General features: G+C 55.9%; 18 protein-coding genes and 1 tRNA gene. 6 read left to right on the top strand and 13 right to left on the bottom strand.

Features of this window, described 5'->3' with window-relative positions:
- Positions 1 to 60 precede the first annotated feature (60 nt).
- Together FD38_RS12915 and FD38_RS01310 are read right to left on the bottom strand one after the other, a co-directional pair.
- Positions 61 to 210 (bottom strand): hypothetical protein, encoded by a 150-nt coding sequence (locus tag FD38_RS12915; RefSeq protein WP_170218382.1) that lies wholly within the window; start codon positions 208 to 210, stop codon positions 61 to 63.
- 99 nt (positions 211 to 309) lie between these two features.
- Positions 310 to 615, bottom strand: coding sequence for a hypothetical protein (locus FD38_RS01310; RefSeq protein ID WP_057730441.1), 306 nt, complete (start codon positions 613 to 615; stop codon positions 310 to 312).
- A gap of 107 nt (positions 616 to 722) precedes the next feature.
- Between FD38_RS01310 and FD38_RS01305 the strand changes: the two genes are divergently transcribed.
- Positions 723 to 796 (top strand) — tRNA-Arg (locus FD38_RS01305).
- Between the two features lie 69 nt (positions 797 to 865).
- Here FD38_RS01305 and FD38_RS01300 read toward each other — a convergent pair.
- Positions 866 to 1,447, bottom strand: a complete 582-nt coding sequence (locus tag FD38_RS01300; protein WP_057730439.1) for a TetR/AcrR family transcriptional regulator — start codon at positions 1,445 to 1,447, stop codon at positions 866 to 868.
- A 163-nt stretch (positions 1,448 to 1,610) separates the two neighbouring features.
- Between FD38_RS01300 and FD38_RS01295 the strand changes: the two genes are divergently transcribed.
- Positions 1,611 to 3,401, top strand: coding sequence for a heavy metal translocating P-type ATPase (locus FD38_RS01295; protein ID WP_057730437.1), 1,791 nt, complete (start codon positions 1,611 to 1,613; stop codon positions 3,399 to 3,401).
- Between the two features lie 181 nt (positions 3,402 to 3,582).
- Positions 3,583 to 3,999, top strand: coding sequence for a hypothetical protein (locus FD38_RS01290; RefSeq protein WP_057730435.1), 417 nt, complete (start codon positions 3,583 to 3,585; stop codon positions 3,997 to 3,999).
- A 107-nt stretch (positions 4,000 to 4,106) separates the two neighbouring features.
- Here the strand turns inward: FD38_RS01290 and FD38_RS01285 are convergent, their stop codons facing one another.
- The 5 genes from FD38_RS01285 to mutY form a co-directional block, all read right to left on the bottom strand.
- On the bottom strand, positions 4,107 to 5,312 hold the full coding sequence (locus tag FD38_RS01285; RefSeq protein ID WP_057730434.1) for a metal-dependent hydrolase family protein: 1,206 nt from the start codon (positions 5,310 to 5,312) through the stop codon (positions 4,107 to 4,109).
- A 224-nt stretch (positions 5,313 to 5,536) separates the two neighbouring features.
- Entirely contained in the window at positions 5,537 to 5,740 is a 204-nt protein-coding gene (locus FD38_RS01280; protein WP_024746588.1) for a cold-shock protein, read from the bottom strand.
- A 188-nt stretch (positions 5,741 to 5,928) separates the two neighbouring features.
- On the bottom strand, positions 5,929 to 6,537 hold the full coding sequence (locus tag FD38_RS01275; RefSeq protein ID WP_057730432.1) for an alpha/beta hydrolase: 609 nt from the start codon (positions 6,535 to 6,537) through the stop codon (positions 5,929 to 5,931).
- A gap of 11 nt (positions 6,538 to 6,548) precedes the next feature.
- A complete protein-coding gene (locus FD38_RS01270; protein WP_057730430.1) occupies positions 6,549 to 6,869 on the bottom strand; it encodes a hypothetical protein in 321 nt (106 codons plus the stop codon).
- A gap of 13 nt (positions 6,870 to 6,882) precedes the next feature.
- Positions 6,883 to 8,013, bottom strand: a complete 1,131-nt coding sequence (gene mutY, locus FD38_RS01265; RefSeq protein WP_057730428.1) for an A/G-specific adenine glycosylase — start codon at positions 8,011 to 8,013, stop codon at positions 6,883 to 6,885.
- A 146-nt stretch (positions 8,014 to 8,159) separates the two neighbouring features.
- On the opposite strand from mutY, the gene FD38_RS01260 reads away from it, so the two are divergent.
- Positions 8,160 to 9,815 (top strand): peptide ABC transporter substrate-binding protein, encoded by a 1,656-nt coding sequence (locus FD38_RS01260; protein ID WP_225430820.1) that lies wholly within the window; start codon positions 8,160 to 8,162, stop codon positions 9,813 to 9,815.
- 63 nt (positions 9,816 to 9,878) lie between these two features.
- Here FD38_RS01260 and FD38_RS01255 read toward each other — a convergent pair whose 3' ends face one another.
- The gene (locus FD38_RS01255) at positions 9,879 to 10,202 is read right to left on the bottom strand and encodes a DUF7671 family protein (protein ID WP_057730427.1); all 324 of its coding nucleotides are present in this window, start codon (positions 10,200 to 10,202) and stop codon (positions 9,879 to 9,881) included.
- 2 nt (positions 10,203 to 10,204) lie between these two features.
- Complete coding sequence (locus FD38_RS01250; protein WP_057730424.1) at positions 10,205 to 11,239, bottom strand: lipoate--protein ligase; 1,035 nt, start codon at positions 11,237 to 11,239, stop codon at positions 10,205 to 10,207.
- Between the two features lie 172 nt (positions 11,240 to 11,411).
- Here FD38_RS01250 and FD38_RS01245 point away from each other — a divergent pair, with 172 nt between their 5' ends.
- Positions 11,412 to 11,795 carry a glycine cleavage system H family protein gene (locus tag FD38_RS01245; RefSeq protein ID WP_057730423.1) on the top strand — a complete coding sequence of 128 codons (384 nt, stop codon included), beginning with the start codon at positions 11,412 to 11,414 and terminating at the stop codon, positions 11,793 to 11,795.
- Positions 11,796 to 11,928: 133 nt separating this feature from the next.
- Positions 11,929 to 12,144, top strand: a complete 216-nt coding sequence (locus FD38_RS01240) for a P8 family protein (protein ID WP_057730421.1) — start codon at positions 11,929 to 11,931, stop codon at positions 12,142 to 12,144.
- A gap of 181 nt (positions 12,145 to 12,325) precedes the next feature.
- On the opposite strand, the gene FD38_RS01235 is transcribed toward FD38_RS01240, so the two are convergent.
- The 3 genes from FD38_RS01235 to FD38_RS01225 all read right to left on the bottom strand — a co-directional run bounded on the left by FD38_RS01235 (position 12,326) and on the right by FD38_RS01225 (position 15,244).
- Positions 12,326 to 12,994, bottom strand: coding sequence for a phosphatase PAP2 family protein (locus FD38_RS01235; protein ID WP_057730420.1), 669 nt, complete (start codon positions 12,992 to 12,994; stop codon positions 12,326 to 12,328).
- 169 nt (positions 12,995 to 13,163) lie between these two features.
- Positions 13,164 to 14,543, bottom strand: coding sequence for a sensor histidine kinase (locus FD38_RS01230; RefSeq protein ID WP_057730418.1), 1,380 nt, complete (start codon positions 14,541 to 14,543; stop codon positions 13,164 to 13,166).
- Positions 14,544 to 14,554: 11 nt separating this feature from the next.
- Entirely contained in the window at positions 14,555 to 15,244 is a 690-nt protein-coding gene (locus FD38_RS01225; protein WP_057730417.1) for a response regulator transcription factor, read from the bottom strand.
- Between the last annotated feature and the right edge of the window lie 157 nt (positions 15,245 to 15,401).

The raw sequence follows: 15,401 nt of genomic DNA, 5'->3' as shown, positions 1-15,401 counted from the left end.
AATCGAGAATTTCCTTCCTGTTTTCTTATAGAATTCGAGTTATGTCCCAAACTCGTTGTTTTAACTTAATCGTTGCTTGGAATTATCTGAGAAGCGGTCGTGGCCGGCCAGATGCTTACTCTTCTTCCGAAAGGCCGCTAAATTATTGAGGTACAATTGCCCTCCCGCAGCGAACAAGATAATCAACAAAATGATCAAAACAGCCATCATCAGAAATTCCCCCCGTCAACATTAGGTTACAATTACATTATCGTAATGTTACAGAAAGATTGCAAGGCCCAATCACTAAAAATTAAAATTTCTTGAGAATTAGCGCGTTGAGTGACGAGATTCTGAAGTTGAATCCGAGGACCGCGACGACTCGCGTTGCCGGTCTTGGTGGTGACGTTTGACCTTCTTGACCTGGTTGGAAATCTGGTTAGTTGGGCTAACGTCCTTTTTTCCGGACAGGTTCGAGACCGGGTAAGCAATCAGTAACACTACGGCCGCAATTCCCACGTAGCGTAAATTCTTCCGCCGGTCGCCCTGAGCTTGGGTGATTTGAAAGAAATAGTAAATCAGACTGATTGCGGCGAAGAACACCCCGATTTCCGCCACGATATGCACAATTGTCATGGTCTTGGCCCCCCTACCTGAATGTGATCTGTCCCCCCGCTTGCCCGGCGACTCGCGATTGACACGGCGCGCCGGCTTCTCTATAATAAATGACTGTGAGTGATTTTGTCGCAATAGCTCAGCTGGATAGAGCAACGGTCTTCTAAACCGTAGGTCGAGGGTTCGAATCTCTCTTGCGACATCGTTAATCAGTTTAATCGATTGTCATCTCAAGCGTTCGGGAAGTTTCCCGAACGCTTTTTTGATGCGCCTACTTTAAATGTTGGGCAAAGGTCTTAATATTTTCCTGCATAAATCGGTCCAAGGGAATTCCGAGTTCGCCATACGAATAAACGTCGTTAAACACGGCATTCCCGAAGTTGATCAGGATAAAGTTACTGACCTCTTGGGGCACGTTGACCTGCGCGCTGATTTCGCCGCTTTCGACCATTTGGTTAAAAGTGTTGGTCAAGGACACGGCAAATTGTAACGGTAACTTCTTGACCGCCTGCCGAATTTCGGGGAACTGGTTCCCTTCCTTGACCCCCAGCAATGACACGGCCTGATGGCGTTGAATGAAGGTCGCATAAAGTTCTGCGACCCGTTGGAGGTCCGTTTCAATATCCCCGTCGATCTGAAACGTCTCGTTAAGGTGGTCAATGTCGTCGATGTACAGGTCAATCAACCGGTCCAACAAATGATGCTTATCCTTAAAGTGGCGAAAGACCGTGCTTTCATTAACGCCGGCCCGTTCCGCAATCTTCCGCGTTGTGGTCCCGTGATAGCCGTACTTGAGCACTAATTCCGAAAAAGCGGTCAAGATCCGCTGATCGGTTTCCTGTTTCGTCGCCATTCTATCGAGCTCCTTCTCAATCGTTGTCTCCCTAAAGTGTACCATGCAGCCTCGCCAACTTGGTAGAATACGCCTAGCAAAAAGTTTGTTATACTAAGAGCAAATACTTTATGGGCTGTATCAGTTGTCCTCAAATGCGGTCCAGGATTAGGAGGAGAGATAGATGAAACTCGCTAATTATAAACGGCTCTGGGGGGTCTTGCTGGCCGGGGTCGCAGCATTAATTGCCCAGTTCATCCTGCACCAGGCCCAGTGGTCGGCCGGGATTTTGATCGTTGCCGGGAGCTTGATTGCCCTATTGATGTTCATCGACATGGTCAAGACTTTAAAATCCGGTAAATTTGGGGTCGACCTTTTAGCCATCACGGCGGTCATCGCCACCCTAGCTGTGGGGGAATACTGGGCCGCCTTGATCGTTTTACTGATGCTGACCGGGGGCGACGCGCTGGAAGACTTCGCCGCTAACCGTGCCAACACCGAGCTGCAAAGTCTCCTGGCCAACTCGCCCCAAGACGCCCACCTGGTCACGGCCGATACCCTGACCGATATCCACATCGACGCCGTCACCGTGGGCCAGGAACTGCTGGTCAAGCCCGGCGAGGCCATCCCCGTCGACGGGACGGTCCTGCAGGGCACCACGACGGTCGACGAGTCCTCGTTGACCGGTGAGTCGCGCCCCATTGACAAGGGCCCCCGCGACACCGTGATGTCCGGGGCCATCAACGGCGATCAGGCCATTCACATCCGCGCCGACCAGACCGCAGCCAACAGTCAATACCAAAACATCGTTCGGTTGGTCAAACAGGCCGAAAACCAACCGGCGCACTTCGTTCGGATGGCCGACCGTTACGCCGTGCCGTTTACCCTGGGCGCCTACGTGATCGCCGGACTAGCCTGGTGGCTGTCGGGCGACCCCGTCCGCGTTGCCGAGGTCTTGGTGGTGGCTTCACCGTGCCCGTTGATTCTCGCCGCGCCCATCGCCTTGGTCTCCGGGATGAGCCGGGCTAGCCGTAACGGAATCATCGTTAAGACCGGGACCACGCTAGAAAAGTTGGCCCAGGTCAAGAGCTTCGCCTTCGATAAAACGGGGACCATCACCCAGGGCCACCTGGTCGTGGCGAGCGTCCTTCCCCAGGCTGGCATCACTAGCGAACGGCTCTTGCAGCTGGCCGCCAGCGTGGAGCAGCATTCCAACCACGTGCTGGCCCGTTCCCTCCTCACCGCCAATCAACAGGCGCTCTTAGCCGCTACCGACGTCACGGAGACCACGGCGGCCGGGGTGCAAGCCACGGTAGACGGTCAAACGGTCCGCGCCGGCAAGGCCAGTTACGTGACCACCGCGACCATTCAGAAGGTCCAACAAACCGCCGTTTACGTGGCAGTCAACGACCAATACGTGGGCTGTGTGACCTTCACCGACCGGGTCCGGCCGGAAGCGGCCACGACCATGACCACGCTCCACCACCTCGGCATCACCAACCTCCTCATGATTTCCGGAGACCAGCCGACTATCGCCCATCAGATTGCCCGCGAAGTCGGTATCGACCAGGTGCACGCGGAGTGTTTGCCCGCCGATAAGATCAGCGTGTTACGCCAGCTTCCCGCCGACCAGCGACCCGTGGCCATGGTTGGCGACGGGGTCAACGATGCACCATCGCTCGTCACGGCCGACGTGGGAATCGCCATGGGCGCCCACGGGGCGACGGCGGCCAGTGAATCCGCCGATGCGGTGGTCTTAAAGGACGACCTGACCCGGGTCAGCACCGCCGTTCAGATCTCACGGGATACCATGCGAATCGCCCGACAGTCGGTCCTGATTGGGATTGCCATTTGTACGGGACTGATGCTGATCGCCAGTTTCGGGGTCATCCCCGCCATCATCGGGGCCCTGTTCCAGGAAGCCGTCGATACCATCACGATTCTCTACGCCTTACGGGCCAGAACGGACCGCTAACCCCAATATTTACCCAAACTCGCGACTGACTCCAGTGGCGAGTTTTTCTTTGCGCCCAATCATCAATCAGTGACCGTTACCATAGTGGCCGCACCAACCGGTCACCTTGTAGGAATCTAACCACTCACACTGACCGTAAACGCCTATGATCAGGGTAAATCAATCTAGGAGGGCGACTTTTATGAGATCAGTTAAAACTCAATCGCTATCCGCTGTCATGCAGTCGTATTTGAAAGCGTTACCGCTAGCCGGCGTGCTTCTATTATTGAATTGCCAGTTTGTCGTCGGCCACTTCGTCTGGAACTGGTCACCGCTGTCGTGGTACTGCCTCCTGTGCTATGGGCTGTTTCCACTGGCGGACCGCCACGTTCACCGGTTAACCACTCGGCTACTCGCCCGGCACCCGGTAGCGCCGCCCACCGCGCCGAGACCTCGCGCCGCCATCTACGCCGCAGGTCTCCCCTTAATGCCCTTAGAAGACTACGACCCGCACCAAGTTCGGTTCCTACCGGCACTGGGGCGAGTCAGTCTCACCTTGTTGCTGGCACCGGCAATCGTTCTGATTGGCAGTGTCAGTCACCGACACAACTCCCTCTAATCGAAAGCGCCACCCTGACGGGGTAGATCTCCGTCAGGGTGACGTTTTTTAATTAGGGGGCGGGCGACAAAAAACGCGTTCCCCAACTCCGGGAACGCGTCACCGTTCTAGTCTTCGGCCAGAACACCTTTTTTATAAACTTGTTTATCAGGCTGTTGGACCGCGTGGATGTCAGTTAACGGATCGGCGTCTAGGACCACCAAGTCCGCCACTTTGCCCACCGCTAACGTGCCGTAACGGTCATCGATCTGCATGAGCTTTGCGGCGTTTTGGGTCGCCCCCAATAAGGCCTGGTACGGCGTAAGCCCCATTTCCGTCATCAAAACGATTTCGTCCGTGGTCCCGGTGGTGAAGCCGTTGAACGGCGTCCCGGCATCGGTCCCCACGGCGTAATTAATGCCCGAATTCAGGGCGATGCGCATGTTCTTGTAAAAGATTTCCTTGACGCCGGCGTTCTTGCGGTAGACGTAATCCGGCACGATGCCTTTGCCGTAACGGTCGATCTTGTCGCAGGGACTAAGCGTCGGCACCAGGTAGGTTCCCTGATCCTTCATTAACTGAATCTGGTCGGCGTCGATGTAGATGCCGTGTTCGATGGAATCCACCCCGGCTTCAAGCGATAACTGAATTCCCCGGTTGCCTTGGGCGTGTGAGGCCACCGTCATGTGCTTACTATGGGCTTCTTGGACGGCCACGCGAATTTCTTCTTCGGTCAGTTCCGTGTCGTCGACCTCGTCGTCAGCGGACATCACGCCCCCGGTCGCCATGACCTTGATGTTGCCGGCCCCCAGCTTGAAGTTTTCCCGGACGGCCCGACGCACGTCACTGGCAGAGTTCACCAGGTGGCCCAGGTTGCTTTCACCGTTAAGTCCCTGGGGTTCGTCCCCGTGACCACCGATAATGGAAATCGGCCGGCCGGAGCCGTCAATTTCGGTCCCTCCCAGTTCGCCGGCCTTTTGCAGGCGTGACAGCTTGATGTCCACGCCAAACGCACACCCACAGTCCCGGATGTAGGTCACGCCGTCGTGCAATAACGCCTTCAAATTCTTTAACGCCCGGTAAGTCACTTCCGTTTCGGACAAGTGGTCACCCGGTTGATCCGCCGGCCCACTCATGATGTGGGTATGCACGTTCATCAGGCCGGGAATCACGACCTTGCCCTGTAAATCAATCGTTTCCCCCGCCACGGTTGCTGGGACCCCCGTGCCGAGGGCCGTAATGACGCCGTGGTCATCCACGGTCAGGTAAGTATCGGGCTGTAAGTGGTCGTCAACGCCGTTAAAGAGCTGGGCGTGTAAAAAAGTTTTTGTCATGAACAAGACTCCCTTGAATTCAGTAATTAGTCAAATTCTAAGAGAAGTTCTCATAATTGTCAATTCGATTTCAACATTATTAAGCGTATTACGTCAATCAAGTACTGATAATACCGCATTTTAACGGCTTTCGTCCAGACTCATTATTTTCTAATTTTAAAAATATCACGAAAAAAGGCCACCATCCGAAGATGGTGACCTTTTTGGCTATAGGCTAATGTAAATTAGTCAACAACCGTAACGTTAGCAGCTTGTGGGCCACGATCGCCTTGTTCTACGTCAAGGGATACGTGTTGGCCTTCTTCAAGAGTCTTGAAGCCTTCACTGTTGATAGCAGAGAAGTGAACGAAAACGTCAGAGCCGTTTTCCAAAGTGATGAAGCCGTAACCTTTATCAGCGTTGAACCATTTAACAGTACCTTGTTCCATAAGAATGAAACCTCCGTGCGCATAGCGCAATAATATTTGCATTTGAAAGCTGGGGTAAAAAGGAGCCATTCTTAAAGAACGTCGAGCCTTTAAAACTTCCGAACCATAAATACATTAACCATAGGATAACAGGTATTGCTCAGAATAGCAAATGAGAAATCCTAAATATTTGCTGAAATTGATGATAATCAGGCTAAACGTTCCGCTAACCACTGGTACGCCGCCATTACTTCTTGGGGCGTTAAATTGTGGGTTCCCCCGGTCACCTCGACCGTGGTGGTCATTTGTAGATTGTCGCAGGCCGTGGCAATTTTTTGAACGGTCGCCACACTGACTAAGGGGTCGCGCTGCCCCGCCGACAACCAAACGTCGCGGCGCTGGTCGCTAACGGGTTGGGCCACGTCTAACCATAGCGGGTGAAATAACAGGGCGAACCGGCCGGGGAACAGCCCCGCGCGCACCCCGTAGGCCCCTAGCGCCGCGCCGTTGGAATACCCCACCGTCACCAATTGCGTGGCATCCCAATGGTTTTCGCGGCATAAGCGTCGGGCCTGTTCGGCCACCCACCGGGCTTCACGATCGACCTGCTCCGGTCGGGCCGGCGAACTGGCCGTTTGGGTGTAGTATTGCCGCTGGGCCCCGGTTCCCTGACGTCCCGCAATCGTCAGTAGCGGACTTTGGGGCGCTAACCGGCGGCCAAACTCGAGGATTTCTTGGTTGGTGCCGCCCGTTCCCTGCAGCAATAATAACGGGGGCGCGGTATTGGCTCCGGGCATGGTCTCAATCAACTCACTCATCGTGATCCCCCCTACCGGTGCACCACGATTTCCACCGTGTCCTTTTGGGGCGCGATGTTCAAGCCGAAGCAGGGCTCGGTCAAAATTTTTCCGTATTCGTCGAGCACGTCGTTGGGCAGGGGCGTGTGTTCGTGGAGCTTAGCAATCAGCTCATCCGGGGTGTCCAGGTCCGCTAGGTTCACAAACAGCAACGCATCGTTGATCAAATCGTGGACCAGGTCACTCAGTAACCCGTTGGGCTTACCCGCGGTGTCCGTAATGATGACTTGCGAACTGGCCATGGGTTGGTGATTGACGGAAACGAATTTTAAAATCGTAAAAATGGTTGGCATAAGTAAACTCCCCCTATTTATTGACGGCTGAACGCATTTTCGCCCAGCGCTGCATCATTTTTTCTTGCACCTTCGGCAACGGTAACGCCTTCACCTGCTCGTGGGGCACCCACTGCCCCGGAAAGTAGGTCAAATCCAAGGCGGTTGGCACCGTGGCGACCAGCAGTTTCACCTGCCAGCGTTGGTGGGTGTAGGTCTGACTGACGGCCTGGCCGCCCAACGGTTGAAAGGTCACCGGCAAGTGGTAGTCTTGGGCCCAGCGTTGCTCTAACGCCGCGATATCGGCCGCTAACGTCGTGGGTTCGGGCTCCTGGTCCGGCTGCAAATCGGCCTTGGTGACCAGCGGATAGGTCCAATATCCGGTGAGCATCTGTTGGCTGGTGCGTTGAACCACTAATTCGCCGGCCGGTGATTGGACCAGTAGGCCGTAATACGGCACTACTTTGGGTCGCGGTTTCTTGGTCTTCACCGGAAAGTCGAGCACCCGGTTCTCCCGGTACGAGGCGTCAAATTGCCGAACGGGCGAATGTTCCGGGTCGGGATTCTTAGCCGTCATGTAGCTCGACCCCAGGTCCATGATGGCTTGGTTGAAGTCCCCCGGTCGTTGCGGGTCCACGATGGGTTGAATCGCCTTAAAGAAAATCTGGCGGGTCTTGGGCTGGGCGATATCCGCGTCGATCAAAAGTAGCCGGGCAAAGACCCGAAACGCGTTACCGTCGACGGCCGGAACCACCTCTTTAAAGGCAATACTGGCAATCGCGCAGGCCGTGTATGGCCCGATCCCCACGAGATCCTGCAAAGCCGCCGCAGTCCGGGGCCACTGGCCGTGATAGTCGGTGACTAACTGTTGCGCCGCCCGTTGTAGGTTACGGGCCCGAGAATAATAGCCCAGCCCCTGCCACGCCTTCAACAGGTCCGGTTCGGCGGCTTGGGCTAACGCCTCGACCGTGGGAAAGGCCGCCATAAAGCGTTGGTAGTACGGGATCACCGTATTGACTTGGGTCTGCTGGAGCATGATCTCACTGACCCAGACGTGATAGGGGTCCTGGTCATGCCGCCAGGGTAAATCGCGGCCCGCCTGATCGTACCAGGCGAGTAACGTCCGCCGAAAATCGGCGATCGTTGTGGTTGACCATTTTTCCATGAGCATCCCTCCAGAATGACTATTTTCTTAATTTTAGCGAATTCCCCGGCCCATCACAAGTCACGGCCCTTAACTGGGGCTTGACGCCACTATCCCGCTCCCCTATCATCAAACAGGAAGCTGTCTACATATCGGAGGGGACAAGAGTGAAACACTGGATTATCCCATTTTTAATCATCCTGGTCGGCGGGCTGGCCGGCTGTACGCGCATCACCACGGTCAATTCCACCAGTGATAGCAAGGGCGTCATGGCCAAACATCAGACGCTAAATCTGGCGACCGGCACGCCACTGACCACCCTGGACACCGACAAAATGGCCCAATTTGGCCGCCTGAACAACACCATCGAAGGCCTGTATCAGACTAACCGCGACGGTCAGGCCCAGCTGGCCCTGGCTCAACGCGTCAAGGTCAACGCCGCTAAAACCACCTACACCTTTACACTATGGAAGGATTCTTACTGGAGCAACGGTGACCTGATCACTGCGCAGAACTTCGTGTACGCCTGGCGCCGGGCCCTCGATCCACGAACCAAGGCGCCCGATGCCGACCTCTTTCGGGGCATCCGGCACGCCAAACAAATTCTCGCTGGTCAACTGCCCGCAAGCCAACTGGGCGTCCAAGCCCAGGGCCGTTTCAAGCTCATCGTCCACCTCGACCACCCCATGGCCGAATTGCCGCAACGCCTAGCCTACCCCCTGTTTGGCCCGCAGAACCAACGGATCGCCAAAAAGTTTGGGAAAAAGTACGCCACCAAACCGGAATACCAGGTCTACGCAGGACCCTTCATGGTCAGCAGTCACGGCGACACTCAGCATCACTGGCACATGGTCCCCAATCCCCACTACTGGGACCGCAAACACGTGTATTTGACGCGCATCAACGTCAACGTGTATCGCAGTCAGGCCCAGGCCTGGCGCGACTACCGGGCGGGCAAGCTCGACGAGGTCCGCCTCTTGACCAAGAAGAGCGTCAAAGCTTACGAATACAAGAATTCCTATACCGCGCGGCCCTATTCGCGCATGATTCTGATCAGTTATCGGCGTGACGGCCCTAACGCCGTTCACAATCAATTATTAGCCCAACGGCAGGCGCACCTGGCCATTTCTCACGCCATCAACCGTCAAGCGCTGGGTCAGGACACCTACGGTAACGCCTCGCTTCCCGCTCAGGGCATCGTCCCGGCCGGTCTCAGCCGGGGGGTTCGGGGCACCGCCGACTTTGCGGCCAGCCAGCCTAACCAAAAAACGCTGAAATACCAACCACAATTAGCCCAACGCGAATGGCGTCACGCCCTGAGCCAAGTGGGGTTGACTAAGGTCACCCTCACGTTGAGCTACCACGAGGCCCTCAACAGTCAAAGTCTGGCCAAAAAGTTACAGCACCAACTGACCAAAACCCTCCCCGGCCTAACCATCAAACTCAAGGCTCGGGACTGGAAATTCGACGATGATCGGTCGGCGCCACTAGCCGGCGACCTCAACCTCGCTACGCAACGCGCGCAGTACGCCGACCCGTTGTCCATGCTGTCGCTATACACCTCCACCAGCACCGCCAATACCGGCCACTGGCGTAACTTCGACTACGACGACCTAGTGGCCCAGGCTAGTAATGCGCCCGCCTTTAACGCTCGGCGGTGGAAGACGTTGCTGAAAGCCGATGGCATCTTGATGCAGCACCAGGGTGTCACGCCACTGTTTCAGCCCGCCAGCACTTATCTCGTCAATCCCCATCTCAACGGCGTCCAATTCAACACCGTGGGGACCCAATCGAACTTTAAGGAAGCCTATTTCGTCAAGTAACGCTAAAACGAGTCCCCCTAGAACCTGATAGTCTGGTTCTAAGGGGGACTCGTTTGGGTTAGCTTATTTAGCTTGAGGCAACCGCTCCTGGGCCACGCGCAACACGGCATCGTCAATGAATTCGCTGGTCAGTCGTTGCATAGGCGTGTACCCGTGGCGGTCCTTATAGGCCACCGGGTAGGCAGCGACGATCGCTACCTTTAGATTGTTCTCGGTCAAAAAGATCTGACCGGCGCCACGATACTTGCCCTTGCTGTGACGACCGGTGCGCCAGGAATGAAGCTTGAAATCGCCGTCCGGCTCCCGTTTGATCTGGTAATGTCCCGAGGCGTCGGCTTCCACCGGCACGCCCAGGTATTGATTGACTGCGTACTTTGCTTTCGCCACGCTTAAGCCTCCTTCGTGAGGGCGTCAATTAACGGCGCCACGGTCGCGGACCCCAATACCGCCGTGACGGTCGGTTGGGTCAAGATAGGCGTTAACGCCGCAGCCGTAGTGGCAACCCCGACTAATTGTTCAGCGACCTGGGCCAACTGAGCGGCCGGGGCGACCGTCCCAAAGAGGGCCACGCGACGCAAAACACCCCGTTGACTGGTGAAATTAACGTGCAGGTCACCGGCGGGTACGGTCAACCGTTGATACTGCCGAAACCCGGGATTGGCGCCGTAATTCCACGCGTCCGTCCGGTACTTCTCGGCCAGTCGCTGGTCGATGACCGCCCAATCGTGGTCGGTCAGGTGGTAGGTCTCGATTTGTGTCACCTGATCGACGTTAAAGACGTGGCACAACAGCGCCTCCCGGAAAGCCTGAATGTCTAAGTTCTGGTATTCCGGTGCCAGGTATTGGCGCAGGTTCGTAATCGGAACCCGGTTCGAGGCCACGCCGCGGTGGGGCCGATCTCCCGCCGGCAGCAAGGCCGCGTGGGCCGCGTCGACGTTCAGGTCGTACATGATGGTCCCCCCGGCCGCGTAACCGTCGCCGTTCTTAAACATGGTCATCCCCGAAAACTTCTTGCCGGCCACCGTTAGCGCACTCTTCTGGCTAATCCCCAGATCCGCGACGCCCATGGCCTTTAGGGCCCGTAAAATCGGGTCGGCAAAGACCGTGTAGTCGCCAAATTTCGAGCCGTCTTGCGGGTCACCGTTGACGATGTGTTCAAAAATCAGGTTGCGCTCGTCGTGGTACACGGCGCCGCCCCCGGACGTGCGCCGGACCAGTTGAACGTGCTGGTCGGCCAGGTACTGAAAGTCGACCTCGGCCGTCACCGTCTGGTTAATCCCCACGATGACCGCCGGCTGGTTGACGTACATCATCAGCCCGTGTCCCGGTAATTTCAAATCGTTGACCAGATAGTTATCAATGGATTGGTTCACGATGGCGTCGGTGACCACTTGGCCCTGACGCGTCGTATCGATCAAAAACATAGTTGGGAACTCCCTTCGTGCCTTTTTCACAAGGCAAGCGGCAAATTTAAGTTAAGTTTAGCATAAGCCCCGGTCCCCAACAACTCCCGAAGATAGCGGAACGTCGATGGTTGTCAGCGGTTCCATAAATCCGTATACTAGAGCTAAATTCACAATTGAGAGGAAGACTATCATGACTAACTCAACGCCATCCTTCTGGCAACGACTCAAAACTTGGTGGCAGCAGCGCCACACCCCCGCGACCCCACCCGTGACCGTTCAAGACGGGGTCTGGATCGAACAGCGCGGAAACGGCCACTACCGCTTAGGCCTGGCCAGCGACGCCCTCACTCAGATTGGGGACATTAGCTTTGCCGACCTGCCCGTCATGGTCGACGACGAGCTGCTGGCCAACGACGATATCTTGGAGGTCGAAAGCGATAAGGCGGTCGAGAATTTCAAGACGCCCTACGCCGGCACCGTGACCCAGGTCAACGAAGCCCTCGTCGCCGATCCTAGTGCCATCAGTCCTAAGCACCAGGCGGACAACTGGATTTTAGATTTACAAGTCGCCTGACCAAGCACCGGAAAATCTAGATAAATTAGTTCCCATTTTTGGCAAAATGAACTATGATGAGAATTGAAGCCGGTGGTACCCATGCCAGTCAACTGAGCTACACTGACCCAATTTTTAATTGGAGGTAATGGTTATGGCTGTTGTATTTAAGACCGCTTTATTGGATGAAAAGATGGACGAAGTTTTTGACTGGTCCAAGGACTCAATTCCTGTTCGTGACGCCCTTTGGGATCACTTCATGGAAGCCAATGGTCACAACACCGATGAAACTGAAGCTTCGATGCAGAAGATCGATGCGAAGTCTGACGCTGACGTCAAGGCTTACATCGAAGAAAATCTGAAGAAGTAACCGGCTCACTTAAAAATAACGTCGTCCTTACGGGGGACGTTATTTTTTTAGGTTGAAATGAGTACCGATTGCGTAAGACCCACACACTAAAAACGCGTCATCTGGTATTTCCCTTTACCAGATGACGCGTTTTCTGTTTGCCAGTAACGGGCTAAGCGGTGCCCGTCGCTGTGATTCGTGTTTAACGTTCCCTACTCCGTTGACCAAATCGGCTGAAATACCAGTGGTGCCCCCAAACAAAAAACGGCCACCAAACTCGCCACTGTACCCACCAGCTGGTGGCCAATAACAAACTGGCGACCGTATCGCTGGGATAATGGGCCCGTAGAACCACCCGCGCAATTAGGATCAGTAGGACCCCCAAGCCCACTAATCCCTGTAAACTCACACGCAGCCGTCCCGTGGCAAGTTGGTGCTGCAAGAGCTGCCACACCACCAGAGCCAATAGCATAGCGTTAAAGACGTGCCCGCTAGGAAAACTGTACCCACTAGCCGGTAGCACTGGCAGCGTGGGCCGAGGTCGCGCCACCAGCTGTTTAATCAGCCAGGCCACCGCATCCCCACTCAGCAAGACGCTGCCCCAAAACCGGGCGAGGTGCCGGTAACCGCGCCACCACACGTAGGCGGCAATCCCCATGATTAGTGCCCCGGTGATGACCGGACTACCCAGCGTTGAAATGGCGTGAAACCACTTGGTCCCCCCGGGCGCCAGGTGCGCCGTGGCGACGGCCAATCCCCATTGGTCGCCGGTCGTCAGCAAGGCGAATCGAAATTTAGCCAGTAACGCCAAAATCCCCAATAAACCAAAACAGCTTAACGCCAACTCTTCAGTCACTCGTCGCCGCGCCATCGCGCCTGCCCCCTATCTAACTAACCAACTGATCACACTCGTCACCAGTAAAATGCCTAACTGTAGACTTCCTAGCATCTGCCTCGCCGTCCCCTAAAAACAACTGTGTTTTAGAACAGTTACTAGCATAGTCGCTTACCCCATCCTTAACTACTCATGGAAAAAGAGATTAATCTGAGAATTTTTCAGAATCACTGTCCGGAAAGTTCAGGATAAAGCGGCTCCCCGTGGGTTGATTGTCCTCGACCGTGACCGTCACGTGGTTGAGACTGGCTAACTGGGCCACGATGGCCAGCCCCAACCCGGTCCCGGCGACCTGGTGGTTGTGGGCCGCGTCGGCCCGGTAGAACCGTTCAAAAATCTTAGGCTTATCCGCGGCCGCAATGCCGGGACCGTGGTCCTCCACGGCCAACGTCACGGAGGTCCCGACCACGAGCCGCACGGTAATCGGCGTGGTCGCGGGCGCGTACTTCCCGGCATTATCCAGCAACGCACTGATCATTTGTTGGACGCTGGCTGAATTCCCGGTGACCCGCACCGTGGCGGGTCCCTGATAGTCCAGTGGTTGAGTAAGGACCGCCCGCTTCTCCGTCAACGTCGCCCGGACCTGCTCCACCAAATCCAGCTTGGTCAGCGGCAACCTCCCCCGGTCGGCGCGCGACAAGGTCAACAGACTATTGACCAGGCTTTGCATTTTAGCCGATTCGTCGTCGATAAACCCTAACGACCGCGGAACGATTTCGGGATGGGCCTCCCCGCGGCGTTGGACCAGCCGGACGTGCCCCCGAATCGCGGTAATCGGCGTTCGTAATTCGTGGGCGGCGTTGGCAATGAATTCGCGCTCCTGTTGGGTGTGCTGGTTGATGGCCCCCAGCAGAGCGTTGATGCTTTGGGCCAGTTGGTGGACCTCTAAGGGCTGGTCCGGGACCGGTAAGGCCACTTTGGTCTGCGGACTTTGCGCCTGCTGGCGAGCGGCGTCACTGAGGCTAGCCAGGGGCCGGGTGATACTGCGGGCGGTCACCCGCACGTAGGCCCAGCCCACCATGAGAATCAGCAGCGCCACGGCCGCGACCATCCCAATGACGGACCATAGCAGACTGGTGATTGGTTCTAGGCTGACCCAGGTCTCAAAGACCACGTGGGCCCGCGACCCCGACCGGTAATAGGTGATCCCGTAGCCCGGCGTGTAGGTCAGGGCTTCGAAAAACGGAATGTCGTAGTGCCGGGCCCGCAAAAAGGCCCGGGTATTGGGTGAATAGTAGTGCTTGGTCGTCTTGCCCTGGCGGCTAGCCAATACGTAGGTCCGGCGGGTGTCAATGGCGCTATTTTGTCGCCAGAGGTGCCAATCCCAGGACTGCCAATCGGGCTCCCGGTCGGTCATGGACCGCTTCAGGCTGGCGACCACCTGGTTAGACGTCCGCTCCTGTTGCTTGACCAGTCGATAACCGACTATTCCCACGACACCCAGCCCCATCAAGAGGGTCAGGGCCACCAACATGATCAAGAAGCGCCGTTGAATCTCCTGCGCGGTGGTCAATCGTTTACGCATCTCCCCACCCCCTACCGGTAGTCGGCGGACAGCACGTAGCCCACCCCGCGGACCGTGTGAATCAGGTGCGGCGTGACCAGGTCGACCTTGTGGCGCAGATAGCGAATGTAAACGTCGACGATATTGGGCTGACCGTCAAAGTCCACGCCCCACACCGTGTCGAGCAACTCATCGCGCGTCAGCGTTTGGCCGGCGTGTTGCATCAAGCAGAGCAACAAGTCATATTCACGCTGGGTCAATTGAATGATGCCGTTGTGGCGTAACACCTGCCGGGCCGCGGTATCGAGCGTCAGGTCGGCCACCCGTAACTGTTGCGGTTGTCGCTGTTGTCCCCGCTGATGCCGTAAGATGACCCGAATACGGGCCAAGAGTTCCTCGATATCAAACGGCTTCGTGATGTAATCGTCGGCCCCGGTATCCAGGCCAGCGACCTTGTCCCCCACGTAGTCGCGCGCGGTCATCATGATCACTGGCAGATCATCACGTTTACGAATCCGGCGTAGGACCTCTAGTCCGTCTAATCCAGGCAACATCCAATCCAGTAAAATCAAGTCTAATTGCCCCCGGTGACTCTCGTAAGTCGCCAACGCCGCGGGACCGTCCGTCGCGTTTAACACCGTGTACCCCTCGAACTGTAATTCACTAGTCAGGTAGGTAATCACGGCCTCCTCATCCTCAACGATTAAAATAGTATGCGACATAGTCATATCCCCCATGTTTCATTTTTAGTCTTAATTATAGAGCGGATAACCACGAGAAACGCAATTGCTAACGGACCTTAAGAACTTCCGCCCAAGCTTAAAAAAGAGTTTGGGACATAACTCGAATTCTATAAGAAAACAGGAAGGAAATTCTCGA

This window comes from Levilactobacillus zymae DSM 19395 (assembly GCF_001434115.1).
In the GTDB taxonomy this organism is placed as follows: Bacteria; Bacillota; Bacilli; order Lactobacillales; family Lactobacillaceae; genus Levilactobacillus; species Levilactobacillus zymae.
The sequence above is the reverse complement of the archived record's forward strand: the minus strand, read 5'-3'. Positions and strand labels throughout refer to the sequence as shown.